The sequence below is a fragment of the Nitrobacter sp. MLSD-S21 genome (assembly GCF_058809865.1).
In genome coordinates this window covers 297,889-322,249 of the sequence record NZ_JBXASZ010000002.1, presented here as the reverse complement: position 1 = coordinate 322,249, position 24,361 = coordinate 297,889, and the positions used below count along the sequence as shown (strand labels likewise).

The following is a 24,361-nucleotide window of genomic DNA, read 5'->3' as shown; positions in this document are numbered from 1 at the left end:
GGGATGCTGGCCCAGCGCCCTAATACAAAGCGGGACACCCTGGAGCGGGACGTCGGCCCTTTAATGCCGGACTCTGCCGGCCGATGAATGCGGGCAATTGCCGCCTCAACGCCGCCGCATCTCTTGAAATGTTCGTGTTTTCGTCACTTTCATTATATGTAATGTTATTAATGAGAGGTCATTATCACTCGCTTGATGGCAGGGATGGCCTATCATGAATTGCAACAGACAGAGCGAGACTTCATGATCGCGCTAGCCGTCGCCGAGGATGCCGATATCGATCCGATGCTGCCGTCTGGGCTCGAATGCCTGGTCATTGTCGCTCGGCAGCACGGGCTGGATCTCACCCCGACGCAGCTCATCAAGGATAATCTTCTTACCGAAGGGGAAGTGTCTTCCAGCCAGTTGGTCCGCTGCGCCGAACAGGCCGGCATGCGATCGAAGCACGTCAAACTCGATTGGGACGGGCTTTCCCATCTGAAAAAGGCGCTTCCGGCCATTGTCGGCCTCCGCAATGGAAGCTTCATGGTGTTGCTGGGCGTAACTGGAGACGCCAACAATACGCGCATCGCGCTGAGGGATCCAAACGCCGCGGAAGACGCGCTGCTCGTGATCGACAGGCTTCGCTTCGAAGACATCTGGTCCGGGGACGTCATTCTCGCCAAGCGAAACTACGAAATCTCGGATGAATCGCAGCCGTTCAGTTTCGGTCTCGTGGTCGCATTGATGTTTCGCGAGCGTCGCATTGTTCGGGACGTCGCAATCGCTGCGCTGGTCCTCGGCCTTCTGGGCCTCGCGCCTATCATGTTTTGGCGCCTGCTGTCGGACAAGGTGATCTTCTATCACGCGTACAATACCTTCTACGTGCTCTGCGTCGCGATGCTGGTCATCATCGCCTTCGAGGCGACGTTCGCGTTCCTCAGGCAAGTCCTTGTTCATCGCCTGACGACCAGGCTTGACGTCAAGTTGTCCACCTATGTTTTCGAAAAGGTCCTCAATCTTCCCATCGACTATTTCGAGCAGACCGCCGTCGGGCTCGTCGCGCGCGACATCCGCGAGGTGTTCCGCATTCGCTCGTTCCTGATGGGTCAGTTATTCGGAACGGTACTGGATTCAACGACGCTGATCTTCTTCCTGCCGATCATGTTTTTCTTCAGCCCGACAATGACTTTGATAGTCTTGGCGTTCTCGGCGATGATCGTCGGGTGGCTTATTCTGATGCTGCCGACTTACCGCAAGGCGTCGAACGCCGTCCTGGTCGCGGAAGGCGATCAGGGTGCGTTTCTGGTTCAAACGCTCAACGGCATTCGGACGGTGAAATCGCTGGCGCTCGATTCGCGGCAGCGTCATTTCTGGGACGTGCTGGTGGCACGTGTCGCCAAGGCGCGGCTCGCGGAAGGAATGACCGGAAACGCGATCCAGGCGGTGGTGCGCCCACTGGAGCGGCTGTCGGTGAGCGGTTCTTATGCGATCGGCGTTTATCTCGCGCTTATCAACGATGATCCGGTTTTCATCGGGGCATTGTTTGCCTTCCTGATGCTGTCGCAGCGGGTATCCGCCCCGTTGATGCAGATGGCGCAGTTGATCAATCAATATGACGAAGCGCGTAGCGCGGTCGCAACGGTCCGCAACCTCGTGAACCAGCCCCCCGAGGAGGGACGTTCCGGGCATGGCGTTCGCTCCGCGATCGAGGGGAAAGTGGAGTTTTCCAACGTCACCTTCAGGTATAAAGGCGCTGTCTCGCCAACGCTGAACGGCGTTTCCTTTGAAGTAACCAGGGGAACTACGCTTGGCGTGATGGGTAAGAGCGGCTCCGGCAAGACCACGATCACGCGACTCTTGCAACGATTGCATTCCGATTATGACGGGCTGATCAAGATCGACGGAATCGACGTTCGCGAATACGACGTCGATCACCTGCGCAGGAACGTCGGCATCGTGCTGCAGGAAAACTTTCTCTTTAGCGGGACGATTCGCGAGAATATCTGCGCAGCCGTGCCGGATGCCACCTTTGACGACGTCGTCAAGGCGGCGCGATTGGCGGGCGCGGAGGAATTCATCGACAAGTTGCCGCGGGGTTATGAAACCCGTGTCTATGAGGGATCGCCCAACCTCTCCGGAGGGCAACGCCAGCGGCTTGCGATTGCGCGAGCGCTGATCGTCGATCCGCCGGTTCTCATCCTTGATGAGGCGACGAGCGCGCTCGACGCCGACAGCGAGGCCATCGTGAACGGCAACATCGCGCGGATAGCGAATGGCCGGACGCTGATCATCATCTCCCACCGGCTGTCGTCGCTAACAAAAGCGGATGCCATCCTTGTGCTCAACCGCGGGGTTGTTGACGATCTCGGGCGGCACGCGGAGTTGCTGGAGCGGAACGACATCTACAGTTCGCTTTGGTACCAGCAGAACACGCATCTCGCGCCGACGGTCCGCAGTGACAGGCCTAAACTTCGGAGCCCGACCCTTGTCCCATAGCCAGGTTTCGCTGGCGACCGTTCGCCAATTTCAGTCGGAGACCGATGCAATCCGGGAGGCCGCCGAACCCCTGGTCGCGCGCGCCACCTTGTTCGTGCTTTCCGCGTTCCTGGTTTCGATTATCGTGATCCTGTGCCTGACGCGGGTCGACCGTGTCATCACCAGCCTTAGCGGCAATATCGTGCCGCTCGGTCATGTCAATGTCTTGCAGGCGCTGGATCCCTCGATCATCAAGACGATCGACGTGCGCGAGGGCGAGCAGGTGGAACGGGGGCAGCTGCTCGCCACGCTCGACTCGACCTTCACGTCCGCGGACCTGATGCAGGCGAAGTTGCAGATCGCGAGCCTTGAGACCCAAGTGGCGCGCGATGAGGCCGAGCTGAAGCAGCAGCCGCTCGTATTTGCCGACAAGTCGGATCCCGACTACCAGAAATACGCGGGCCTGCAGAAGGCGCTCTACGGTCAGCGCGTGGCTCAATATAACGCCCAGCTCAACAGCTTCGAATCAAAGATCAGGGAGACCAAGGCGACGATTGAAAAGCTGCGCGACGACGATGCTCGCTATCGGCAGCGCGACGAGATCCTGGCGAAAATCGAAACTATGCGCACCACGCTCGCCGAACGCGGCACCGGATCGCAGCTCAACATGTACATCTCCCAGGACGCCCGGCTGGAATTATTACGGACGCTGGAAAATGCACACAATGGCCTGATCGTGGCGCAGAATTCACTGGGATCGATAACCGCCGATCGCGACGCATTCAAAGAGCAGTGGTTTGCGCAACTGAGTCAGGATCTGGTGACGACGCGCAACAAGCTCGATGAAGCAAGGGCGACCTATGAGAAAGCGCTCAAGCACCAGAATCTCGTGCGCTGGACGGCTGCCGAACCCTCGGTGGTGCTGACGATGGCAAGGCTCTCGGTCGGTTCGGTCCTCAAGCCGGGAGATCCCTTCATCACGCTCATGCCGATCGACATCAAGCTTGAAGCGGAAATCAGGATCGCTTCTCGCGATATTGGGTTCGTTCAGGCTGGCGATCCCTGCACCATGAAGGTCGATGCCTTCAATGCGGCGGAGCATGGTACGGCGAGCGGAAAGGTGCGTTGGATTAGCGAGGGCGCGTTCACCACGGACGATGACGGCAAGCCACTCAACTATACTTATTACAAGGCGCGGTGCTCGGTTGACACCTCCGATTTCAAGGACGTGCCGAGTAATTTTCGTCTGATTCCCGGCATGACCCTTCAGGGGGACGTCAATGTCGGAACCCGCTCGGTCGCGATGTATCTGCTCGGCGGAATGTTGAAGAGCTTCCACGAGGCGATGCGTGAACCATGATGCTTTCATCTAGATCGCTTTTACAGTGGTTGCGCCCCGCTTCTGCATCTTCTCGAGCTGGTGCTTTTGAGTGTGGAATGGCTGCGTATGAGCGTGGCCAGTATCTTGAATCGATCAAGCACTGGAAGCTGGCGTCGGAGACAGGCGAGGCCGAGGCCGCCTACCGGATAGGAATGCTTTATGTAAAAGGCGAAGGGGTCGTCAGGAGCGTACCCGATGCCGCCATCTGGTATGAGCGTGCAGCGCGGCTCGGCAACGTCGAAGCGCAGTTTCAGCTCGGCCTGATCTTTCTACAGGGGGAAAAGCCGCTGCTGGGTCCGCATCGCCACGAAACATGGCGCCAATCCTCGGCCGTACGTCTCGGCGACAAGGCGTCGAATATTCACCAGCTTGTGTTTCCGCATGGAACGAGTGTTGAGCGGAATATTGACGCTGCTTTCCATTGGATATCGGTCGCGGCGGAAAGAGGCAAAGCCGAGGCGCAGACGGTCCTTGGCAACATGTATAGCGAGGGGCTCGGCTGCGAGAAGAATCTCCAGATAGCGTTCGCATGGTATGGAGTTGCGGCCGAGCAGAACTGCGCCGCGGCAGAATTCGCTCTTGGCGATATCTATTTCCAAGGCAAAGGGGTTCCCGTCGATTTCGAACAGGCGGCAGCCTGGTATCGCAACGCGGCCGGGCAGGATCATGTAAGAGCGCAGGTTGCGCTCGCGTTCATGAACCTGAAGGGCACGGGGATGCCGGAGAACCCTGCGGAAGCGGCCCGCCTGTTCCAGGGCGCGGCCATGCACGACGATGTCATCGCGCTCTATAACATCGGCCTGTTGCGCTTGAAGGGCCATGGTGTTGCGAAGGATATCGACAGGGCCGAAACCGCGCTGCGCAAGGCGGCGCGCAAGGACTACTATCCGGCGGTTCAGGCGTTGGCGGAATTCTATTCGCACGGCGCAGCAGGTTTCGCGCCCGATCTGCGGGAGGCCGCGGTCTGGTATGAGAAGGCCGCCGAACGGGACGATGTGCAGGCGCAGTTCTTCATGGGTCGTTTCTATGCGACCGGAACCGGTGTCGGCCCGAATATCCGTCAGGCCGCAAGATGGTTTGAGCGCGCAGCCCGCAATGGTCACGCGACTGCCGCTTTCAACATCGCCATCTTCTACCTCAACGGCTCCGGCGTCGAACGTAACGTGGAAAGCGCGATTGAATGGTTTGAGCGCGCGTCCGAAGGCGGCATCAACGCCGCGCAATTGCAACTCGGAAGACTTTATTCGGCAGGCAATGGGGTTCCGCGCGATCAGAAACGGGCGAAAGAGTGGCTCAGCAAGGCCGCTGTGGGTGGGGACCCGGACGCCAAGACAGCCTATGCGCTTTTCCTGCTCCATCAGGACGGTTCGACCGAGCAGCTTGAGCAGGCTTGCGCGCTATTGATCGAGGCGGCTGAGGCAGATCACGCGCCGGCGGCATTCCAACTCGGCGTATTGCATATGGGAAAGTTTGGAGGGGACGCAGACGTCGAAGCTGCTGTCACATGGTTCGCGCGTGCCGCCGGCGCGGGGCATGTCGATGCGCAATATGCCCTTGGGCTTCTTCATCTCGATCCAAACGGTATGAGCGATGCGAAGGCTGCGGCGTCCTGGATGACGAAGGCCGCGCATGCAGGCCACGCCGGCGCGCAGTTTCAACTCGCCGTGTTGTATTGCACCGGCGCTGGCTTAGCCCAGGATATTGCGCAAGGGGCGCAGTGGTACGAAGCCGCCGCGCGACAGGGACACAAGGTTGCGCAGTTCAACCTCGCGGTGATGCTTGGAAAAGGGCAAGGCTGCGAGGCCGATCCCGGGAAGGCAGTTGAATGGTTCGAAAGAGCAGCTCAGCAGGATATGGCGGAAGCGCAGTTTGCGCTCGGCGACGCGTTGATGGCGGGAAGCGGCGTTACGAAAGATCAGGACGCGGCGGTGCAATGGTATCGCCGGGCAGCGAATCAAAACCATGAAGGTGCCCGGCGTCGTCTGGATGCGGTCGGCGTGACAACGGTCGATGGCTGAGCATCGCTCGCGATCAGGTTCGATCTTGAGGATTGAAAGCGGGACCATCCTTCTTCACGCAAGATCTCGCCGGCGGAATATGAGTGGCTTGTCTTCAGGCCTCGCCCGCGCGTGATGCGAGATCATGAGTCTAACAGGTCAGGGCTGTCAGGAGACCCGGGTACGATGAACAAGATTGCGGAGCGCGATGTTAGGAATGCGAAGAATACGCGACCCGTCGCCAGTCCTATTCCACATGAGGAAATTCTTCAAAGCTCGTTTCTGGATCCCGATCTCAGCGATCTGGAGTCAGGCGCGCGCCTGCGCGGGGCAATACTGGAGCATTCGGGCCGGGAAATTTCTGGCTGGATCGTCGATACGCGCTCGCCCACGGTATCTGTTTCTCTTTCTCTCTTTGTCGGTCCCCACGCGATCGAGGAGACGAGAACGGACCGCGCGGCTCCCGCCGGAATCGGCTCGGGAATGGCAATCGGCCGTCCCGGATTTCGTATCGATCTGGCGAACCCTGTCGCGCGTCGACGTCTGGCGCGCGCGCTCAGAAACACATTGGCGGACCCGGACCAGACACAGATCTATCTTCGCGTTCGTCTAGATGATGGAGAGTTTTTCGAGATCCCGCTCTTTGACGCCATCGCGCCCGATGACCTGGTCGTCGCGCTCGGATTTTCGCCCTCCGATTATACCGACCTGCTGATTCCCAATAACAACAGGCCTATCACACCTGATCCGGATCCCGCCGGCAAGCAGGTGCGTCATGTTTGTTTCTATCTCCCGCAGTTCCACTCGTTCGAGGAGAATGACAGATGGTGGGGACCCGGATTCACCGAATGGACCAATATCGCACGTATGCGCCCTCAGTTTCCTGCACATCAGTCTCCCTGGCTGCCGGCAGATCTGGGCTTTTATGACGTGAGATTGACGGAGACCCGCCGGCAACAGGCCGAGCTGGCTCGCCGCTACGGCATCCATGGCTTCTGTTACTACGTTTACTGGTTCCAGGGTCGCAGGCTGCTCGAACGGCCATTGCAGCTTCTTCTGGAGGATGGAGAGCCAGACCTGCCGTTCTGCATTTGCTGGGCGAATGAGAACTGGTCGCGCCGCTGGGACGGTTCGGATGCCGAGCTCCTGCTCGGACAGAATCACGCGTTGGAAGATGACGTTCGCTTTATCGACGATATGGCGGAGCTCCTGCTCGATGAACGCTATATCACGGTAGATGGTCGCAAGATCATCCTGATCTATCGGCCCTCGCTGTTGCCGGACAGGCAGAGGCTGTTTGAAACATGGCGCGCAAGAGCGAAGGAACTAGGTATCGGGGAAATTCTGATCTGTAACGCCATGACGTTCGGAGAGTTTGATCCACGCGACGTGAACTGCGATGCGGCAGTTGAGTTTCCTCCGCACACCGTCTCGACGACGGAGCAGCCGCTGTCCGAGCTGGGCGCGCCGGCGAACTTCACCGGAAAAGTTTACGACTATGTTGATGCCGTGCGCTCGTCTCTGGGTAAGACCTACGATTTTCCCTGCTTTCCGGCCGTCATGCCGCGCTGGGATAACACGCCCCGCAAAGGTTCACGCGGACACATCTTCAACAGATCGAGTCCGGAGGCGTTCGAGGTATGGCTGCGGGATGCTGCAGGGAGAGCAAGAAAGGGCCCGTTTGCGGAGCCGATTGTTTTCATCAACTCCTGGAATGAATGGGCCGAGGGAGCTCACCTGGAACCGGACTCGCGGTACGGTCGGGCGTTTCTGGAGGCAGTGAGAAGGGTGGCATCGTCCGAACCAATCTCGGCTCAGGTCCGTTCGAATCCGGATTTGCTGGACTGCCTGAGTCGGCAAGAGCTCGAGCAAGCGATGAAGGAGGCGAGTACCCACGTTCAATTGCTCGCTAACATTCATCGATCGGAGATGATCTATTCCGGCCTGCAACATATGCGAAGCGGGATTCCGGTTGAGGCCGAGGGCGCATCGGAAAATCCGGCGGAATCGTTGTTGGTCGTCGAAAACATTAATTCTCAAACGAACGAACGGGTGGTGGTGGACCCGCGATCGGTCGTGCTCGTGCGAGGATGGGTTTGTGCGGGCGGTTCCTTTGAGGCAAGCAAACACAGGATTGCCTTCCTCATCCTTCTCTCCACGGCCTCCGAAATGCCGGACCGAGACGGTTATTGTCTGGTCGTGGACTGGCATGAGCGGTTTGACGTCAAGGAATATATGAGAACGAAGAGCAGTGATTGCTATTTTGGTTTCCAGCTCTCCTTTCTCGTCCACGATCTTCCTGAAGGAGAGTACCAGATCGCGGTTCTGGAGGTAGGTGAGGGGAGTCGTGCGCTCATCAGATCGAATCATTCGATCATTGTTCGACGCTGAGCTGGGGAATCCGCATGTTGGCCAGCGTCGTCATCGCTTGCTACAAGCATGAAGCGTATATCGAAGAATGCCTGGAGACTGTCTATCGACAGAACTTCCCCGACGTTGAGCTCATTATCGTCGACGATCACTCGCCTGATAAGAGCTTCGAAATCGCGCAACGCGTTCTCAAAAAAAGATCCTTTGCCAAGCGCTTCGCATCTTGCTCGCTCCTGAAGAATCCTCTCAACCTCGGAGCGCCCGGCACCTGGAACAGGGCGTTGTCTCTCGCGAAGGGAGACATGATCTTCCTCCTGAATTCGGATGATGCATTTTCGAAAGATCGTATCCGGATATTTGCGAGCCAATATGAGAGAGAAAAGCTGTTTTTCGGCTTTTCGGCCGTTGAGCCAATCGATGAACGCGGCAGGCCGATAACAACCTATCAATTTCCGACGAGCCTTCGATACGCCATTGATCGCGGCCGAATAACGGGTTCTCCGTTATCCTGGATATTTTTGGATTCACAGGTCGCTGCCTCAAGCGGCAACTTCGTATTGAGCCGGGAATTGCTAAGGAAAATCGGGTTGCTGTCCGATCTGAAATACTGCCATGACTGGGAGTTCGCGCTACGTGCCGTAACGGTAGTCGAGCCCAAATATGTCGAATCGGATCGCTATATGTATCGGCTCCATTCGACGAATAGTTTTCGAAGCTTGAGCAAGGTGGCCGAACGCGAAACAAGGGCTTGCATGTCGTCGTACTGCACAAACGCGATAGCTCAACGACCGATCAACAGAGCTTGTCTGAGCCCCATAAACTTCGGAGATGCCTTCTACAGTTTTATCAAGCTACATCCGAACTTCAGCTATTGGTTAAAGCAGCTGTATGCTCCTTACCATCCTGACCATCGGACCGTGGACTGGAACGAATGGACGATGCCGCTCAAGTGGCGATGATGATCTCGGGCTGAATGAATCCAAAGCAACATGTTAGAGCGCTTTTCGAGCGAAGTAGATAACGGTTCGCGTGAAGAAAACGCGTCAGATCAAAACCATAAAGCCAGGCATCTAGGTCTGTCCGAAGTGAAAAGACTCGAGAGATTTCAACCCAGTTGAAACAGCTTAGCAGAGTTTAGGCTTGCGGCTCGGGACGGCTGTCTTCTTGAGAACTTGACGCAGCGCATCAAGACGGTCTGTCTGACAAGGCAGCGTCGGCATCAGCCAGCCGCCTTCATCGTTCTCGTTCCAGGCATAGATCAGCACGACGGGGGCCTGCTCACTCAATGGTAGAGCGGTGACCCAACCGAGAGCGCGTTCCAGATGATCGGCGAGCTCTTTCTTCGTCGGCGCTGTGAAGAAGTTCTCTATGCCTTCTCCTGGTTTCTGTTTTTTTTCCCATGGGACAGGATGTTCAATGCGAGGGCGGCGATCCCATCCCGTCATCACGGTCGGCACCACAGGCAGGTGACCATTACTGAGTTCGTTCCAGCCTCGCTCAGCAACTCGCGTAAGCTCGGCAAAAGATCCTCGGCCATTCCCTATCGTGAGCGCGTATGATCCGGTCGCATCCCCGCCGATATGTTTAGCTTCCCGCATCAAGAAATTCTGATCTCCGGCCAGCACGATGTAGGGATTAGCCAACCCCGCCTCGGTTGCGCTACTTCTAAACTTTTCGATTTGCTCTTTCAGACCCGCGACTCCTTTCCAGTTTCGTTCTATGGAGGCCGGCGCGATGAAACCCAGAAAATATAAAGGTCGGTCACCCGAGACTCGCAGGTAATTCCTGTCCGCCATGAGACCGATATGCTCTTGAGGCAAGGTTGTCGGCTTGTTGCGTGACCCCCACCGGTCAAGTTCGGTAAATAGACAATATCTGAGGCTATCACTCGCCGCGCTGGCTCTGAACTGATAGAGCGCCTTCGACATCGGATGGTTTGATCCGTAGGCAACGAAGGCCCAGTAATCGAGGCCGGCGAAGACGGCTTGACTTATCTCCTTGTCCATTTCCTCTGGCGTGATGGGAGGGAAAGAAAAAGGCTTCGGATCGTGGGCGGAGCTTTTGGCGAAAAATGGCGCTCGCCAACGATATTTCTCGGGCGATAGCGAGTTCTCGACTGCTTCAGTCGGCGCCGAACCCGGCGAATACCAGGCATCCCAGCGGATTGCTCCCACCAAAGGTCGGGGTTTCATCGCCGTTGCGGCGAAACTCTTGCGCCGGAAGATCGGCGTGATAGGCGGAACCAGGCTTGCCGCCAGCGAAGCGACAATCGTGCGTCGGGTCAACATGCGCGAACGCCTTCCGTCTGTAGTGAGTGTCAGGCTCGTTCATTCAACCATAACACTGCACAGCGGTATTCGTTAACTGATCTGTTGATTTTCCTCGAAAAGACCTTACAAAAATCTAGAATAGGCTTCACACGTGAATTGAACACTGCTCTGATCTGTTAAGATCATGCCGCAATCCGGCAAATCAAAGTCGGCTTCGCCGGAATTGGGAGCCGGTGTCAGGGTTTTTGAACAAGCCTGGAGCGCGACAGGGTGGGAATGGAAACTGCGACACTGACAAAATTCGGCTTGGACCTGGACGTCGATGCGCTCACGGCCAACGAGATCGAACCAAGATTGAAAGAGTTCTTTTCCGGCCGGATTGCCAATCCGAATCCGGAAGAACTGATGCAGTCGGTCAAGGAGCTGGAAGAGCAGTTTAGCGGGTACAGCGAGTATCAGTTCGCGAGAGCTGCGGTGCTGATGCAGGCGTGCGATTTTGCGCGAGCACGAGAGATTCTGACGCGTCTCGCGAGAGAACTGCCGTCCGATTCCCGTATCCTGCATCGACTTGCCGTAACCCATTTGAACATGGGTTCGGCCCAAGCGGCGCAAGATACCTATCTTGCCGCCTTGGCGGCTGCTCCCTCGAGCGAGAATCTCCGCCGGGAATTCGCTGGCCTTCTCCGAGTCATGGAGGCCAAGAAGCTGTATGCCGGCGTGAGCCGCAAGAAGCACAGATTATCTGTTGTTTGTGCGATCAAGAACGAAGCGGACGATCTGCTTGAGTGGCTGCATCTCCACAAGCTGGTCGGTGTTGATCATTTCTATTTGTACGACAACGAAAGTACCGACGAAACGCGAGCGATAATTGAATCCTTTCCTTGGCCGGACATGATCACCTACCACCATGTGAAAGGTGAGTTTGGACAAATACGCGCCTTTCATCACGCAATCGACAGCTATCGGAATAGCTCCGAATGGTGCGCGTTTATCGATGCCGACGAGTTTCTTTATCCCGTCGAGGGTAACAGCATCAGGGATGTTCTGGACGATATTCCCTCGGCGCCGGCTGTCGCGGTTCAATGGCTGAATTTCGGTTCCAATGGTCACGAGGCAAAACCACAAGGCCTCTGCATCGAGTCGTTTACGCGACGGGCTCCTGATGATTTTCCGGATCATTATGTGATGAAGTCGATCGTGCGCCCCGATGCGATCGTGGCCTATCTTCACCCCCATCAGTCGCTGGTATTGGGATGTTACGTCCAGGAGGACGGCGCCCCCGTTTTCCCGATCGGCGGCCGGTGCTCGGTTCCGAAGCGCAAGAAGCTGGCCATCAATCACTACTATACGAAATCTCGACAGCAGCTTTTGAAGAAGCGGGAGCGGGGGAGGCCTTTGGCGGAAGGTGACCCCGAGCGCATACGGGCGATGGAGTTCTTCACGCTCCGCGACCGCAATGACGTCGAGGATCTGACGATCCTGAAATTCCTGCCTGAGCTCAAGAAACTGGCTCATCGCTGAAAGTTACGATGCAGATGTAACGCACAGTACGCGCTGTATGCGAATTCAGTTCTGGTCCGAATTCGCCGGTTGCGGCGCGGGCACCGAGGCTGTTTAGCTATAGCGTTTTCGAGCGGAGTGAATTCCGGTTCGCGTGAAGAAAACGCGTCAACGAAAAGCTATTGATTCCATCAGAGCCGGAATAGCTGTTAGGCCGGCTCGGCATGAAATGATTGGAGGAGGGCCTCTGCAATTCTTTTTTCCGGAAGAGGGCGGAAGAACGAGATATCGCCGGCAGTTGCAATCTCGCGTGCGATCTCCCTGACGCAATGATACTTTGGACGTGAAGTGAAATCGTGAATGCCGATAATCGCATTCGGACTACAGTGCAATACGATCTGCGCGAAGCACGCGACCCTGAAACGACCGTCGACGAAATAGAGATCCGCAGCCGCGCTATGCGGCATTTTCCAGATGGCCGAGTGATAGTCCGGCCAGCGCGATTTCGTGGAGGCGTCAGTCGGAAATCCCCATTCGCCAGTCGGACCGATATCGACAAAAATCAGCTCTGGCTTTGTTTGACTCGAGGCGCATGCGGTCTTGACCTGATCGAGCCATTCCCGGGAAGAATCAACAGAAAGTATCGAACTCTGAACATGCCTTGATGCGACGGCAGTGCTTCCGCCGGTTCCAAATTCCACGTAGATGCGGCTGTTTCTGACAAACGACAGAAACAAAGCCGCCTCATCTGAAGACATCCTCGGCAACAACTGTTGCTTCGTGTCGGTTGCGGCCATGCAGGGGGTCAGCAAGGTGTCGCTCCCCGAAATGTTCGTCTTATTGGCGACCAATGCTTTCATACTTGAATCCTGCCGATCGTACGTCTTCCGGCCTGTAGATGTTTCGCAAATCCACGATAATCGGCGTGGCCATGTCGGTTCTGATCCGTTCGAGGTCCAGCGCGCGGAACTGCCGCCACTCGGTCACGATCACCAGCGCGTCGGCGCCGCGGGCGCAGGCGTAGGGGTCGTCGCAGTATTCGATATCGGAGAGCTCTTTCTTCGCCTGCTCCATGCCGACGGGATCGTGCGCTCTTACCTTGGCGCCGAAATCGAGCAGACCGGCAATCAGTGCGATCGACGGCGCTTCACGCATGTCATCGGTGTCGGGTTTGAAGGTCAGGCCCAGTACGGCGATCGTCTTTCCGCGAATATCATGGTCGAGCGCGCCGGCTACCTTTCGCGACATCGTACGTTTGCGGATCTCGTTCACGGTCAGGGTGGCCTCGACGACGCGAAGCTGCACGCCAAAATCGAGCGCGGTTTTCGATAACGCGCGAGTGTCCTTCGGAAAGCACGAGCCGCCATAGCCCGGTCCAGCATGAAGAAACTTGGCGCCGATGCGATTGTCGAGCCCGATGCCCCGCGCAACGTCCTGCACGTTGGCTCCGACGCGTTCCGCAAGATCCGCAATCTCGTTGATGAAGGTGATCTTGGTCGCGAGAAAGGCGTTGGCGGCGTACTTGATCAATTCAGCGGTCCGTCGGCTGGTATAGAGGATGGGCGCCTGGTTGAGATAAAGCGGGCGGTAGATCCGGCCCATCACTTTCCTGGCGCGCTCGTCCTCGGTTCCGACCACGATGCGATCCGGATGCTGGAAGTCACGGATTGCCGCGCCCTCCCGCAGGAACTCCGGGTTCGCAACGACGGCGAAGTCGGCCGCTGGATTTGTCTCCTGAATGATCCGCTCGACCTCGTCGCCTGTTCCGACAGGCACCGTCGATTTCGTGACGATAAGCGTGAAACCCTCCAGAAGACCAGCTATTTCGCGAGCAGCGGCATGCACGTAGCTCAAGTCTGCATGCCCATCTCCGCGTCGTGACGGCGTTCCGACCGCGATAAATACGGCATCGGCGTTGCTTATATCGGAGAGATCGACCCCGAATCTCAGCCGGCCCGAATTGATGCCGGACTCGACGAGTTTGTCGAGATCGGGTTCAAAAATCGGAATCCTGTACTGGTTCAGTGCTGCGATCTTGTTGGAATCCTTGTCGACGCAGGTCACGTCATGACCGAAATCTGCGAAGCAGGCTGCCGATACCAGGCCCACATAGCCGGCGCCGATCATCACGATGCGCATGGTATTATGGACTCCGATTTCCGATCACAGAGCGGGTTTTCGATCGAGCCATCGGCAGGCTACTGCCTGAGTCCCACGCGCTTTGCTGTGTAGCCTCGCTCCAGGATCGCCCGCCACCACGGTTGTTCGTCGACATACCAACGCACCGTCTTCTCAATCCCACTCTCAAAGTTCTCCTCCGCGAGCCAACCGAGTTCGCGCTCAAGCTTGGATGCGTCGATGGCGTAGCGCCGATCGTGGCCGGGGCGGTCGGCGACGAAAGTGATGAGGTCACGATGCCGTGCCGCACCCGGCAGGATCTCGTCGAGCAGGTCACAGATGCTCTCGACGACATGCAGGTTAGTGCGCTCGTTACGCCCGCCGACATTGTAAGTTTCGCCGACAGCGCCGTGCTCGAGGGTCAGTGAGAGCGCCTTCGCGTGATCATTGACATAGAGCCAGTCTCGAATGTTCTCGCCGTCGCCATAAACAGGCAGCGGCTCGCCGGCGAGGCCCTTGATGATCATGTGCGGGATCAGCTTTTCAGGAAAGTGATAGGGGCCGTAATTATTCGAGCAATTGGTGACCAGCGTGGGCAACTCATAGGTTTCGCGCCACGCGCGCACCAGATGGTCGGAAGATGCTTTGCTAGCCGAGTATGGTGAGTTCGGCGCGTAGGCGGTGGCCTCCGTGAAAAAGCCATCGTCGCCGAGCGAGCCGAATACCTCGTCGGTTGAGACGTGCAGGAAGCGGAATTTCTTTTGCTTATCGGGCGACAGCGAACGCCAATAACGCAAGGTTTCCTGCAGCAGAGTGAATGTACCGACGATGTTGGTCTGGATGAACTCAGTTGGGCCGTCGATTGAGCGGTCTACATGACTCTCGGCGGCGAGGTTCATTACGGCGTCTGGTCGATATTTCTCGAAAAGATGACGCAGCCCGAGGCCGTCGCAGATGCATTGCTTCTCGAAGGCATAATTCAGGTTCTCGTTCGTACCAGGCAGTGAGTCGAGGTTCGCTGCGTAGGTGCATTTATCGATGTTGACCACGCGAGCGTGCGTATTGTGCAGGAGGTGACGAACTACCGCCGAACCGATGAACCCCGCGCCGCCTGTGACAAAAATGGTCGAAGCCTTAAAGCGCATAATCGATCGCCTCCGCGAAATTAACACTGGTATGAAATGGCAACGGATCTCAGATATTCGCCGTAGCTGCTTTTCCCGTTCTTCTCGGCAGCCTTCTCAAATGCCGGAAGCGAGATGTAGCCTTGCCGCAGCGCGATTTCCTCGGGGCAAGCGATGCGTAAGCCCTGTCGCTGCTCCAGGATCTGGACAAAGTGGCTGGCCTCGACCAGCGAGGAATGGGTTCCGGTGTCGAGCCAGGCGAAGCCGCGCCCGAGAACCTCGACGTACAGATCGCCGCGCTCAAGATAGGCGTTGTTGACGTCCGTGATCTCGATCTCGCCGCGCGCAGACGGCTTGATTCCAGCTGCAATTTCGACAACGTCGTTGTCATAAAAATACAGCCCGGTCACGGCCACGTTGGATTTCGGCTGCTTCGGCTTCTCTTCGATCGAGCGCGCTCGTCCGGTATCGTCGAGCTCAACGACCCCGTATTGTTCAGGGGTGTTCACGACATAGCCGAACACAGTGGCGCCCTTGTTGCGGGAGGACGCGGCCGACAGCAGTTGGGGCAACCCATGGCCGTAGAAAATGTTGTCGCCCAATACGAGCGCGACGGAGTCGGAGCCGATAAAATCGCGGCCGACGATGAAGGCGTCCGCCAGCCCGCGCGGAGTTTCCTGCGTCGCATAGGCAAAGCGCATGCCGATTTCGCTGCCGTCGCCGAGTAGCCGATGAAACAACGGCCCGTCCTGCGGTGTCGAAATGATCAGAATCTCGCGAATGCCGCCCAGCATCAGCGTGGACAGCGGATAGTAGATCATTGGCTTGTCAAAGACGGGCAGGAGCTGCTTGGAAACGACCGTCGTCACTGGGTAGAGGCGGGAACCCGTCCCCCCGGCAAGAATGATGCCTTTCATGGCCCCTCTCATTTAATCGCTGATAACATAACATATAGTGTTAAGCGTGCAAGTTTGTTATCAATGCGGAGGTATCATACGTTAACAAATATAAAGTGACGCGAAATGAATGTTATTCGGACCGAAGTTCCCGACGCAGTGGTCATCGAGCCCAGGCTGTTCGGAGACCAGCGCGGCTTTTTTCTCGAGACGTATCAATTTCCCCGTTACTCCGAGCACGGAGTCACTTGTCCGTTCGTCCAGGACAATCTGTCCCGCTCTGCTCGGGGCGTGCTGCGCGGGTTGCATCTGCAAAACCCTTTTCCGCAAGGGAAGCTGGTGACGGTGCTCCGCGGCAAGGTCCTGGATGTCGCCGTCGACGTCCGCGTTGGCAGTCCGAATTTCGGCCGCCACGTGGCCGTTGAGCTGAGCGAAGAAAACAGGCGGCAGCTCTGGGTTCCCCGCGGTTTCGCGCACGGCTTTGTCGTTCTCTCCGAGACCGCCGACTTCTTCTATAAATGCGACGATCTCTACAGTCCGAAGGACGAGGTCTCGATCCGCTGGAACGATCCTGCAATCGGCATCGACTGGGGCGTGGAAACGCCGTCCTTGTCAGCCAAGGATGCGGATGCGCCGCTGCTCGCGGAGATCAAGAACCTTCCTCGCTATGGGCAAGTCTGATGCGGATATTATTGACGGGGACCAGCGGTCAGGTCGGCGGGGCGCTTCGGCCGTTGCTGGACAAAGGTGGTACGGTCATTGCGCCGTCGCGCAGCGCGTTCGACCTTTCGAAGCCCGAAACGCTTGCCGGGGCGCTCGACGGATTCAAGCCTGATCTCATTGTCAATCCCGCAGCCTATACCGCGGTGGATCGCGCAGAGGACGAGCGTGAACTCGCTTTCCTTATCAACGCCAAAGCGCCCGCGGCGATCGCGGAATGGTCGGCAAGGCATCGTGTGCCGTTGATCCATTTCTCGACCGACTATGTTTTCGATGGCTCGGGCAACAAGCCGTGGCGCGAGGACAGTCCCGCCGGCCCGCTCTCGGTCTATGGTGGGAGTAAACTCGCCGGCGATCTCGCCATCCAGGCAGCCGGTGGGCCACATCTGATTGCACGCACCTCCTGGGTCTACGCAGCGACCGGCGCCAATTTTCTGCGGACCATCGCGCGGCTGGCTGGTGAACGCGAGGAATTGCGCATTGTCGCCGATCAGACCGGCGCTCCGACCACGGCAAGCGCGATCGCTAGTGTCATTTCTAACATCGTGCTCTCGAATGCATCGAACGTGAGCGGGTTGTTCGCGCGCCACGGCGGTGTGGTCAATCTCACCTGTGCCGGCGAAACGAGTTGGCACGGCTTTGCTACTGCCATCGTCGATGGATTGAAGTCTCGCGGTGTGAAGCTTTTGGTGGAAAGGATCACCCCGATAGCCACGGCCGATTTCCCGACCAAAGCCAAGCGACCTGGTAATTCCAGGCTCGACCTGTCGCAATTGCGAGATCGTTTCGGGTTGGCCCTGCCAACTTGGCAGGAAGCGCTATCGGCGGAACTCGACAGCCTTGTGACACGTCAAGGCGAGCAGGCGGTCTTGGCAATGAGAGCATGATCCCGGCCTCAGCGCCGCGCCCAAAAAGGCGGACCTGGTTTTGGATAAGATCATGCTCGAAAGGATTAACCCTGGAGTGTATTTCGATTTCTTGAATCAGCTTCCGGCGTTGCGTCAGAATCCCAACGGCAGATCGTGTGCGACCGGCGGACGATTGTATCGGGGAGTTCGTCGCCCCGGCGGCCATGCCAGGCCGCTATAGGGGACACCGTCGCGTGACAATTGCGGATTGTAAGCCGGGTCGTCGTTCAGCCGTTCGCCCCAGCGCGCACGAAGCAGATTGAGTTCGTGTTCGAACCGGCTTCGCCGGTCGGCGCGATGATCGCTACCCCGGCTGGCGGACTCTGCGTGAATCAGTTTCGCGTATGGTGTCAAGACGATGCGCTTGCCGACCTCGCGCAGCCGCAGGCAATAGTCGACATCGTTGAGCGCCACCGCGAAGCGGTCCTCGTCCATTCCGCCGACGGCGAGATAGTCGTTTCGTCGGGTTACAAGGCAAGCCGCGGTCACTGCGCTGCATTCGTGCGCCACAAGAAGCTGATCGAGAAAGCCCGGGTCATCGCTGAACCGGTCCGTAAAGGCATGCGCAACCGAAAAGTTCATGCCCAACACCACGCCACCGTGCTGGACGACGTCACCGGGCCAGGTCAGCAGCGCGCCGACCGCGCCGACGTCCGGCTCGCCAAGACGCGTGAGCATCTCCTCGAGCCAGTCATCGGAACTCGCCTCGATGTCATTGTTGAGCAGGCACAAGATGTCGCTGTCGAGCGTTGCGGCGGCCTGATTGTTGAGCCGTGCGAAATTGAACGGCCCCTCGATCCGCAATGTTCGAATGCCGCGTCGTGACAGATCGGAAAGAAAGTCAATAGTCTGCGGCTGCGCGCTGTCGTTGTCGACAACAAGGATATCGGCGTGGCAGCGTTCAACGGCAGGCGCGATGGTCTCAAGGCAACGTCGCAGGAGAGAAACGCGGTCGCGCGTCGGGATGATCACCGTCACGCGCTGTTTGGAGAGCGGTCGTTTGATTCGAACCGCCGGAAAAAAATTGCCGGTCCGCTGGGTCACGTTTGCATGGATTCCGCGCGCCCGCAGGTGCGACTGGCTTGCCGCGGACAGCAGCGCACCAGCTGTGGTTCGGTCGAGCTTTGGCATGGTCGCCAATGCCCCCGGCAAGTGAAGGATATCTGTTCGCAGAGGACCGATTTGATCCAGCAGGCTGTTGAAAAGGCGGTAGAGGTTATTCGGCCGCGCCGTCTCGATGGCCGCAAATAATGCCTTACGCCGGACTGCGAACAGGTGGGCGCAATAGCCTTGTTCCAGCAACCTTTCGTAATCGAACGCTGGAAAAGCAAGCGGCCAGAGGCGACCGTCGTCAGTGAGAAAGTCAAGGTCACCGTACAAAGCTAATGCATCAGGATGGGAGTCGAACGCAGCCGCGATGCGTGCAAGAGCGGTTCGTTCCAGCGACACGCCCGCCATGGTCGCGACGATGTAGTCCGCATCGGGTGCGGCGTCCTCGAGAAACTCCAGCATGGCGTCGCTATCGATCGACAGCGGCTGGCCGTCGATTGCGCCAGCGGTCCAATTCTCGTGGCTTTGCGCTTCGAGGCTGGCGAGCGTCTGTTGGGTGCCGGAGCTTCCAGCGATCACGACAGCCAGCCGAAGCGGGCTTGGCTGAGGCTCCGGTAACGGAAAGCGCTCGCGCCAGTCGGCATAGTCATGCAACGGCAGCGAGGCTGGAATAAGCCGGTCATAAAGTTTACCGCGCAACCGCTCAGCGGCATAGCCGCCGATGACATCAATCATTCCGGCTAGGCCGTCGGGAAACGCCACAAAGGTGGCTGCTGCCGGAATTTGTTCGCCATCCTCTTTCCGCAGCAGGATTCGATGGACTCTTCCGTCGGCGAGACGTTGCGGGACGTGGAAATCGAATGCGCGAACGTTGCGGGACGCACCTCCTTCGGCATCGCCACCGATGTGCGTCCAGGCCGTGGCGCGGACCTGCGCGACGGACTCCCCGTCGACGATTGCTTCCAGAGTGACGACGATCTCGCTATCGATCCACCCTTGGAAGTGCAGGCCGCCCAACCAGCGCAGCTTGCAGGTCGGGCGAAGATCGGCTCGAAACGTCGTGTCATTCTCAAGGTCTATGGGATTGCCGACGGGAGTTCCGAGATTGGCGAGTCGCGCCGAAAGATGACGCGCGGCATGGAGCAGTTCGATGTCAATGCTCACAGCGAATCCGCAAGTGTTACTTCGGTCTAGCTCAGAGCATTCCGGCGCGAACGCGGCGGCGTAAGCAGTCTTCAGCACTAGGCCGTCGAGGAGGATTTCGATCGTGAAGCGGTGTTCCGGCGCATCCGGATCGAACACGAAACCGGACACGGTACCGTCGTCGCCGAGTGCGAGCCGGCTGATCAGCTTTGGCTTGGTGATCTGTGCCTTGCGAGCCCGGATGACACGCGTCATGTCTAGGACAGTCCGGCCCACGCGATAACGGCATCGATAAATTCCTCCTCGTCCGCGTTTGCCGGGATGGCAAGATCGCCCTTTCGCGGTTTGACCGATCCGGCTGACCAGTCGCGGTATGCGACAGGTATCGAGGCTCGTCTTGCAGTCTCGATCAGAGGATGGCCGAATGCCGGTTCGTCAAAATCCGTCAACAGCCAGCCAGGGTTATGTGGCGCCAGCACATCGCCGATCTCACTGGCTGCGATCCTGCCAGTAACGAAGACATTCGTGCAGGACATCAGACGCTCATCGTCACAGGTCACGCCGGCAACAACGATCGACCGTCGCAAGTCATCGACCAAACGTCGTATCAAGCGGAAGGATGCGGGGGATGGCTCGGACGGCACGATGGCAACCGATCGACTCGCGCCATGGATCGGCTCCACGGTCAGCGGGCGGGTCGGCCAATCCTGAAGGACGATTTTGCGTTCGGGCCAGCGAGCCTTCGCAAACGCCTGGGCGTTCTTTCCGGGAACAAAAAGCTGAGTCTCATCGGGAAGCGACGTGATCGCTTCGCTCAAGGTCCCTGCCGTAAGCCACGGATGGATGGGAAGACCAAGTTTCCGTATCAGATCAATCAGCTGAGGTAATGGGTTCGGCTCGAAAACTTCGACGCGCTCGGGGTGCAGCCGTGTGATGATGGCAGCTGCCTCGGTGGCGCCTGTCTCAGTGCCGACATTCAACTGAATGGCTTGTGGGCTGCTCCCATCTGCGGCTCTGACATGAATGACATCCCGTTCGCGCGACAGGAAAATCGCACGCTCGCCACGCTCGCCGAGGTGGCGTGCCCGCTCCTCAGCAACGGCAAATCTCCGTCGATTGCCGAGAATCAGAACGGACGGCTGGCAGGGCCATGTTAACGCCCGGTCGAGCTTCGCACGCGCCGGTCGCAACGGATCAGCGATCTCGAATGCGCGACATTCCCGCCGATAATCGGGAAATCGCTGGTCAAGCACCTCCAGATTGCGAAGCACCAAACGTCGCTTTTCGTGCTGGAAGGATTTCGAGCCGTGATGCCCGACATAGACTGACGGCGCGCAGACGTTACGAAAACCCTTGCCGCGGGCGCGCAAGCAGAGATCGACGTCCTCAAGATAGCCTCGTTCGAAGTTTTCCGATAGCGCGCCAATGGCCTTGAGACAGTCGCGCGTGACATAGAGACAAAAGCCAATGCCGCTCGGCACGTCGGTGACATCACCGGCATTGGCGATGCTCGCGATCCGGTTGATCTCAAGAATTCCTTCATAGCTTTGCATCGGATTGACATTGTTCGGTACTGGAAACGAAAAAATGTCACCGTTGTTCGACAAGGGAGTGACTGTTCCAATATCCGGTGTGGAACGCGCTACGTCCGCCAGTCTCTCAACGAAGTCCGGCGGCACAATGGTGTCCGAATTGAGCAGAACGACGTCGCCCGCCAGTACGTTCTCCAGCGCGCGATTGATCGCGCCGACGAAGCCGAGATTGCTCTCGTTCACGAGGAGATCGATCGTCCCTCGGGCGGCAAGCTCGCTGAGATAGCGCCGCAACTCCGGTTCAGGGCTGGTATCGTCGATTGCCAGGATACGAAAAGAAAGTTTCCCGGTCGTATTCGATGCGCGTGCTTTGATGAGACTGTCAAAACAGTCCAGCGTCGCCGCTACGTCCCGGTAAACCGGAACGATAACGGTGGGTGGCGAGGTGTCGGATCGGGACGCGGTTGAGCGGCACGCTTGGCTTGGCAGGTCAGGTGGTGAAGACAGGTTGGGAGCCAGCCGTCGAACCCGGAAGATCTCGCCGTCGCATGTCAGCGTCAGCGTCTGAGGCGCTCGCGACGTTGGACGCCGAACCAGGAACGCTGCTGCCTGAACGTCCACGCTGGCCAAGGGGTGAAACGGGTCGGGCTCGAGCTGGCTGATCAGTGCGCCGTTTTCGACCCCCACGCTCACTTCTACGGCGTTCGCTGTGGTCCACGCGATCCAGCCGGTCACGTGGTTGTCAAATACCGAATAGGCAGCCCAATGCCGATACCCCGCTTGTCGGAGTTCCTCAATGGCAAGGCGCAGGACTGCCGGATTGCTGTCGCGGCCGATCAGATCGGCGGCTGCGGTGCGCCGTCGATCGTCGGTGGCCCAGGCAAACATTCTGCGGTTGGCGGCAAGATCGGATGGATCGACGAGGAGCGCTTCGGCGAGATCAGCCATGGCCGCTTCCTTGCGTTCGAGTCTCCAGTTCGCCTCCGCGCGGAGAACGAAGCAATGTGCAGCCGATGATGGATCGACCCGGCAACGTCTGTCCGCGTATTTGAATGCAGCAAAATAGTCCTTAGCCGTTAACGCTTGCGCGGCCATGCGTTCGAGCATGACATACGAGGAATATGCAGCACGGTCCTGATTGTCAGTGACGGGACCGAGAACCATCTGCCGGTGTCCTGACAAGTTGGCGCTTGGCCGGAGCTTCAAATCCGCAGCCGGCCTCCAGCGCGCAATCCGAAAAGCGATGATCGGCTTCTATCTGGCGGCGCCCGCCTGACGCTGCTGGCTGCGGAAGACCCGCACTCGTGCTGAACCGGCAGACTTGCGTGGTATTGCAGACGTTGCAACCACCTCCGCAGGCGCACTACGCTCGATCCCGATGCGAATGCCGACCAGGGGTTCGCGGCTGGTCGGACCCGATAAAACCACGCGCTTGCCAACTGCGCGGAGAGTGGGCGCATTTAAAAAACCTGCCTCGGCCACAAACTTCAGTTCATCGGTGCCGCTCATCTCGAGAACCACGCCAGTAAGGGGCAGGGCCCGGCCGCGCGTGCCTGCATAGGTGCCGAGCGGCACCATCTTGCCGCTGCCAGTCTGACCGTTGGCGAACTGGACCGCGTAACGTATATCGATGCTCGCAGGTTTGTCCGGCCATTCCAGCGCCACGCCTTCCACGCGAGACGGCGCGGCCGGACCAGCGATCCACGCATCCGGACCGACGACAATGTCGCCGCGGCCTGCAACGTGGCCGAGCACCTTCAGACCTTCCGTTGCAACATGCAGCCCCACGCCGTTGCCTGGACTTGCCGCGTCGGGAATTCGTCCGGCCTGGATCTGTTCGACGCGCACGATGGCAGATTGTGATCCTCCAGGTCTTGTCGGCCGGACCTGAACCTGCAAAGTCGCGGGTGTGTTAATCCGCACGACCAGTCCAGAATTGGGACTGTATAAAATCGGCTCGGTCGCGTCTGGATGCAGAATGATCTCCATGCGCCGCTCATGCCCCTCGGCCGGCGCGACGATTACGCGAGGTGGCGAGACGGAGTCGTCGGCGCTTTTGTAATTGATGAAGAAAAGTCCGCGGTCGAGACTCAGTTTTTTTTGTTGCTCAGTCTCGTTCGTCATCCCCCGAAACAAATCCACCAGCCATCTCCCTCAATTGTGCCAATTCGTCATGCACCACCGGCTGTCTTAGAAAACCCGCTATCGTGAAATCAGCGGGCAGACGATCAAAACCGCGACGCAACCACTATAGACGTCATTTCCGTTCTCAAGTTGTCGATCCCGCGATTGCCGTCCCTCTGAGAAAACGAAACGGCCGGAATACATCAGTTTCTCTCCGAGATACCGATGCGAATCATGTTCCTAGTGGCAGTCGTGGTGAGCACATGGCTCCAGTAAATGATCAGGCCAACAAGGTCGTCGATTTCGTAGGCGAAAGAGATCGCCGGATGTCCTCAGCCTCCACACTCAGCGATGCGGCCATCTTGCGCAATCTGTCGTTCTCGTCTTTCAGCAGTATGATGGAGTCAGCGATGCTGTCGACGGAATCCGGAATATCCTCAACGCTGCTCAAATCCGGGTGCGGAATCTGCGGAAGATAATCGGAAACATGTTGTGTAAATTTGAGCCTCATCGCGAATGTCCCGCGCTAGCCATATTTATGGGTGATACGGCGACTTCGTTATCCGTGTCCATCCGGTCTCGACTATTCGACGACTTTTAGGGCAGGAAGATGTCAGACGGAAGTGAAAGCTGAATGAACAAGCCTCGAGTCATTTGGAACTTGTCAACGTGCAAACATTTAGACGAGATTGTCTCGAAGGCATCGACGATGAGAAGGGACCGGAGATGGAAAGCCTTTCTAAGTAGCGATACGCATGCTTTAGCGCGATC

The 24,361-nt window shown here is 58.0% G+C and carries 18 protein-coding genes; 8 read left to right on the top strand and 10 right to left on the bottom strand.

Annotation, left to right across the window (positions count from 1 at the left end):
* The first annotated feature begins 243 nt into the window (after nt 1-243).
* The 5 genes from AC1RT6_RS07255 (at nt 244) to AC1RT6_RS07235 (ending at nt 9,164) form a co-directional block, all read left to right on the top strand.
* Complete coding sequence (locus AC1RT6_RS07255) at nt 244-2,478, top strand: peptidase domain-containing ABC transporter (RefSeq protein WP_079445778.1); 2,235 nt, start codon at nt 244-246, stop codon at nt 2,476-2,478.
* Complete coding sequence (locus AC1RT6_RS07250; RefSeq protein ID WP_079445694.1) at nt 2,468-3,817, top strand: HlyD family type I secretion periplasmic adaptor subunit; 1,350 nt, start codon at nt 2,468-2,470, stop codon at nt 3,815-3,817. Before AC1RT6_RS07255 ends, AC1RT6_RS07250 begins: the two co-directional genes overlap by 11 nt.
* The gene (locus tag AC1RT6_RS07245; RefSeq protein WP_079445779.1) at nt 3,817-5,856 is read left to right on the top strand and encodes an SEL1-like repeat protein; all 2,040 of its coding nucleotides are present in this window, start codon (nt 3,817-3,819) and stop codon (nt 5,854-5,856) included. Before AC1RT6_RS07250 ends, AC1RT6_RS07245 begins: the two co-directional genes overlap by 1 nt.
* A gap of 165 nt (nt 5,857-6,021) precedes the next feature.
* On the top strand, nt 6,022-8,226 hold the full coding sequence (locus tag AC1RT6_RS07240) for a glycoside hydrolase family 99-like domain-containing protein (RefSeq protein ID WP_079445695.1): 2,205 nt from the start codon (nt 6,022-6,024) through the stop codon (nt 8,224-8,226).
* Nucleotides 8,227-8,240: 14 nt separating this feature from the next.
* Nucleotides 8,241-9,164: a glycosyltransferase family 2 protein gene (locus AC1RT6_RS07235; protein ID WP_079445696.1), complete on the top strand. Its 924-nt coding sequence runs from the start codon at nt 8,241-8,243 to the stop codon at nt 9,162-9,164.
* Between the two features lie 165 nt (nt 9,165-9,329).
* Here AC1RT6_RS07235 and AC1RT6_RS07230 read toward each other — a convergent pair whose 3' ends face one another.
* Nucleotides 9,330-10,211: a glycoside hydrolase family 71/99 protein gene (locus AC1RT6_RS07230; RefSeq protein WP_472791286.1), complete on the bottom strand. Its 882-nt coding sequence runs from the start codon at nt 10,209-10,211 to the stop codon at nt 9,330-9,332.
* 115 nt (nt 10,212-10,326) lie between these two features.
* Nucleotides 10,327-10,536, bottom strand: coding sequence for a hypothetical protein (locus tag AC1RT6_RS07225; protein WP_472791287.1), 210 nt, complete (start codon nt 10,534-10,536; stop codon nt 10,327-10,329).
* A gap of 215 nt (nt 10,537-10,751) precedes the next feature.
* Here AC1RT6_RS07225 and AC1RT6_RS07220 point away from each other — a divergent pair, with 215 nt between their 5' ends.
* Entirely contained in the window at nt 10,752-11,996 is a 1,245-nt protein-coding gene (locus AC1RT6_RS07220) for a glycosyltransferase family 92 protein (protein ID WP_079445698.1), read from the top strand.
* A gap of 188 nt (nt 11,997-12,184) precedes the next feature.
* On the opposite strand, the gene AC1RT6_RS07215 is transcribed toward AC1RT6_RS07220, so the two are convergent.
* From AC1RT6_RS07215 to rfbA, 4 genes are read right to left on the bottom strand one after another with little or no spacing between them, the layout of a single operon-like run.
* A complete protein-coding gene (locus tag AC1RT6_RS07215) occupies nt 12,185-12,835 on the bottom strand; it encodes a hypothetical protein (protein WP_244553406.1) in 651 nt (216 codons plus the stop codon).
* Nucleotides 12,813-14,114, bottom strand: coding sequence for a UDP-glucose dehydrogenase family protein (locus tag AC1RT6_RS07210; protein ID WP_079445700.1), 1,302 nt, complete (start codon nt 14,112-14,114; stop codon nt 12,813-12,815). The genes AC1RT6_RS07215 and AC1RT6_RS07210 overlap by 23 nt, the downstream gene beginning before the upstream one ends.
* A gap of 59 nt (nt 14,115-14,173) precedes the next feature.
* Nucleotides 14,174-15,238: a dTDP-glucose 4,6-dehydratase gene (gene rfbB / locus AC1RT6_RS07205; RefSeq protein ID WP_079445701.1), complete on the bottom strand. Its 1,065-nt coding sequence runs from the start codon at nt 15,236-15,238 to the stop codon at nt 14,174-14,176.
* A 20-nt stretch (nt 15,239-15,258) separates the two neighbouring features.
* Complete coding sequence (gene rfbA / locus AC1RT6_RS07200) at nt 15,259-16,134, bottom strand: glucose-1-phosphate thymidylyltransferase RfbA (RefSeq protein WP_079445702.1); 876 nt, start codon at nt 16,132-16,134, stop codon at nt 15,259-15,261.
* A 105-nt stretch (nt 16,135-16,239) separates the two neighbouring features.
* Here rfbA and rfbC point away from each other — a divergent pair, with 105 nt between their 5' ends.
* Together rfbC and rfbD are read left to right on the top strand one after the other, a co-directional pair.
* Nucleotides 16,240-16,794: a dTDP-4-dehydrorhamnose 3,5-epimerase gene (gene rfbC, locus AC1RT6_RS07195; RefSeq protein WP_079445703.1), complete on the top strand. Its 555-nt coding sequence runs from the start codon at nt 16,240-16,242 to the stop codon at nt 16,792-16,794.
* Nucleotides 16,794-17,720 (top strand): dTDP-4-dehydrorhamnose reductase, encoded by a 927-nt coding sequence (rfbD, locus tag AC1RT6_RS07190; RefSeq protein WP_079445704.1) that lies wholly within the window; start codon nt 16,794-16,796, stop codon nt 17,718-17,720. Before rfbC ends, rfbD begins: the two co-directional genes overlap by 1 nt.
* Before the next feature lie 114 nt (nt 17,721-17,834).
* On the opposite strand, the gene AC1RT6_RS07185 is transcribed toward rfbD, so the two are convergent.
* From AC1RT6_RS07185 to AC1RT6_RS07170, 4 genes are all read right to left on the bottom strand, one after another.
* Nucleotides 17,835-20,189, bottom strand: coding sequence for a glycosyltransferase family 2 protein (locus tag AC1RT6_RS07185; protein ID WP_079445705.1), 2,355 nt, complete (start codon nt 20,187-20,189; stop codon nt 17,835-17,837).
* Nucleotides 20,190-20,191: 2 nt separating this feature from the next.
* Nucleotides 20,192-22,630: a glycosyltransferase gene (locus AC1RT6_RS07180; protein ID WP_079445706.1), complete on the bottom strand. Its 2,439-nt coding sequence runs from the start codon at nt 22,628-22,630 to the stop codon at nt 20,192-20,194.
* A 90-nt stretch (nt 22,631-22,720) separates the two neighbouring features.
* Nucleotides 22,721-23,590 (bottom strand): hypothetical protein, encoded by an 870-nt coding sequence (locus tag AC1RT6_RS07175; protein ID WP_079445707.1) that lies wholly within the window; start codon nt 23,588-23,590, stop codon nt 22,721-22,723.
* 280 nt (nt 23,591-23,870) lie between these two features.
* Nucleotides 23,871-24,101, bottom strand: a complete 231-nt coding sequence (locus tag AC1RT6_RS07170; protein WP_079445708.1) for a hypothetical protein — start codon at nt 24,099-24,101, stop codon at nt 23,871-23,873.
* Nucleotides 24,102-24,361: the final 260 nt, after the last annotated feature.

Bases quoted from the DNA above. Each gene is read 5' to 3' on its own strand.
- AC1RT6_RS07255 (WP_079445778.1), top strand. From the start codon at position 244: ATGATCGCGCTAGCCGTCGCCGAGGATGCCGATATCGATCCGATGCTG.
- AC1RT6_RS07245 (WP_079445779.1), top strand. From the start codon at position 3,817: ATGCTTTCATCTAGATCGCTTTTACAGTGGTTGCGCCCCGCTTCTGCA.
- AC1RT6_RS07240 (WP_079445695.1), top strand. From the start codon at position 6,022: ATGAACAAGATTGCGGAGCGCGATGTTAGGAATGCGAAGAATACGCGA.
- AC1RT6_RS07235 (WP_079445696.1), top strand. From the start codon at position 8,241: ATGTTGGCCAGCGTCGTCATCGCTTGCTACAAGCATGAAGCGTATATC.
- AC1RT6_RS07230 (WP_472791286.1), bottom strand. From the start codon at position 10,211: ATGGACAAGGAGATAAGTCAAGCCGTCTTCGCCGGCCTCGATTACTGG.
- AC1RT6_RS07225 (WP_472791287.1), bottom strand. From the start codon at position 10,536: ATGAACGAGCCTGACACTCACTACAGACGGAAGGCGTTCGCGCATGTT.
- AC1RT6_RS07220 (WP_079445698.1), top strand. From the start codon at position 10,752: ATGGAAACTGCGACACTGACAAAATTCGGCTTGGACCTGGACGTCGAT.
- AC1RT6_RS07215 (WP_244553406.1), bottom strand. From the start codon at position 12,835: ATGAAAGCATTGGTCGCCAATAAGACGAACATTTCGGGGAGCGACACC.
- AC1RT6_RS07210 (WP_079445700.1), bottom strand. From the start codon at position 14,114: ATGCGCATCGTGATGATCGGCGCCGGCTATGTGGGCCTGGTATCGGCA.
- rfbB (WP_079445701.1), bottom strand. From the start codon at position 15,238: ATGCGCTTTAAGGCTTCGACCATTTTTGTCACAGGCGGCGCGGGGTTC.
- rfbA (WP_079445702.1), bottom strand. From the start codon at position 16,134: ATGAAAGGCATCATTCTTGCCGGGGGGACGGGTTCCCGCCTCTACCCA.
- rfbC (WP_079445703.1), top strand. From the start codon at position 16,240: ATGAATGTTATTCGGACCGAAGTTCCCGACGCAGTGGTCATCGAGCCC.
- rfbD (WP_079445704.1), top strand. From the start codon at position 16,794: ATGCGGATATTATTGACGGGGACCAGCGGTCAGGTCGGCGGGGCGCTT.
- AC1RT6_RS07185 (WP_079445705.1), bottom strand. From the start codon at position 20,189: ATGACGCGTGTCATCCGGGCTCGCAAGGCACAGATCACCAAGCCAAAG.
- AC1RT6_RS07180 (WP_079445706.1), bottom strand. From the start codon at position 22,630: ATGGTTCTCGGTCCCGTCACTGACAATCAGGACCGTGCTGCATATTCC.
- AC1RT6_RS07175 (WP_079445707.1), bottom strand. From the start codon at position 23,590: ATGACGAACGAGACTGAGCAACAAAAAAAACTGAGTCTCGACCGCGGA.
- AC1RT6_RS07170 (WP_079445708.1), bottom strand. From the start codon at position 24,101: ATGAGGCTCAAATTTACACAACATGTTTCCGATTATCTTCCGCAGATT.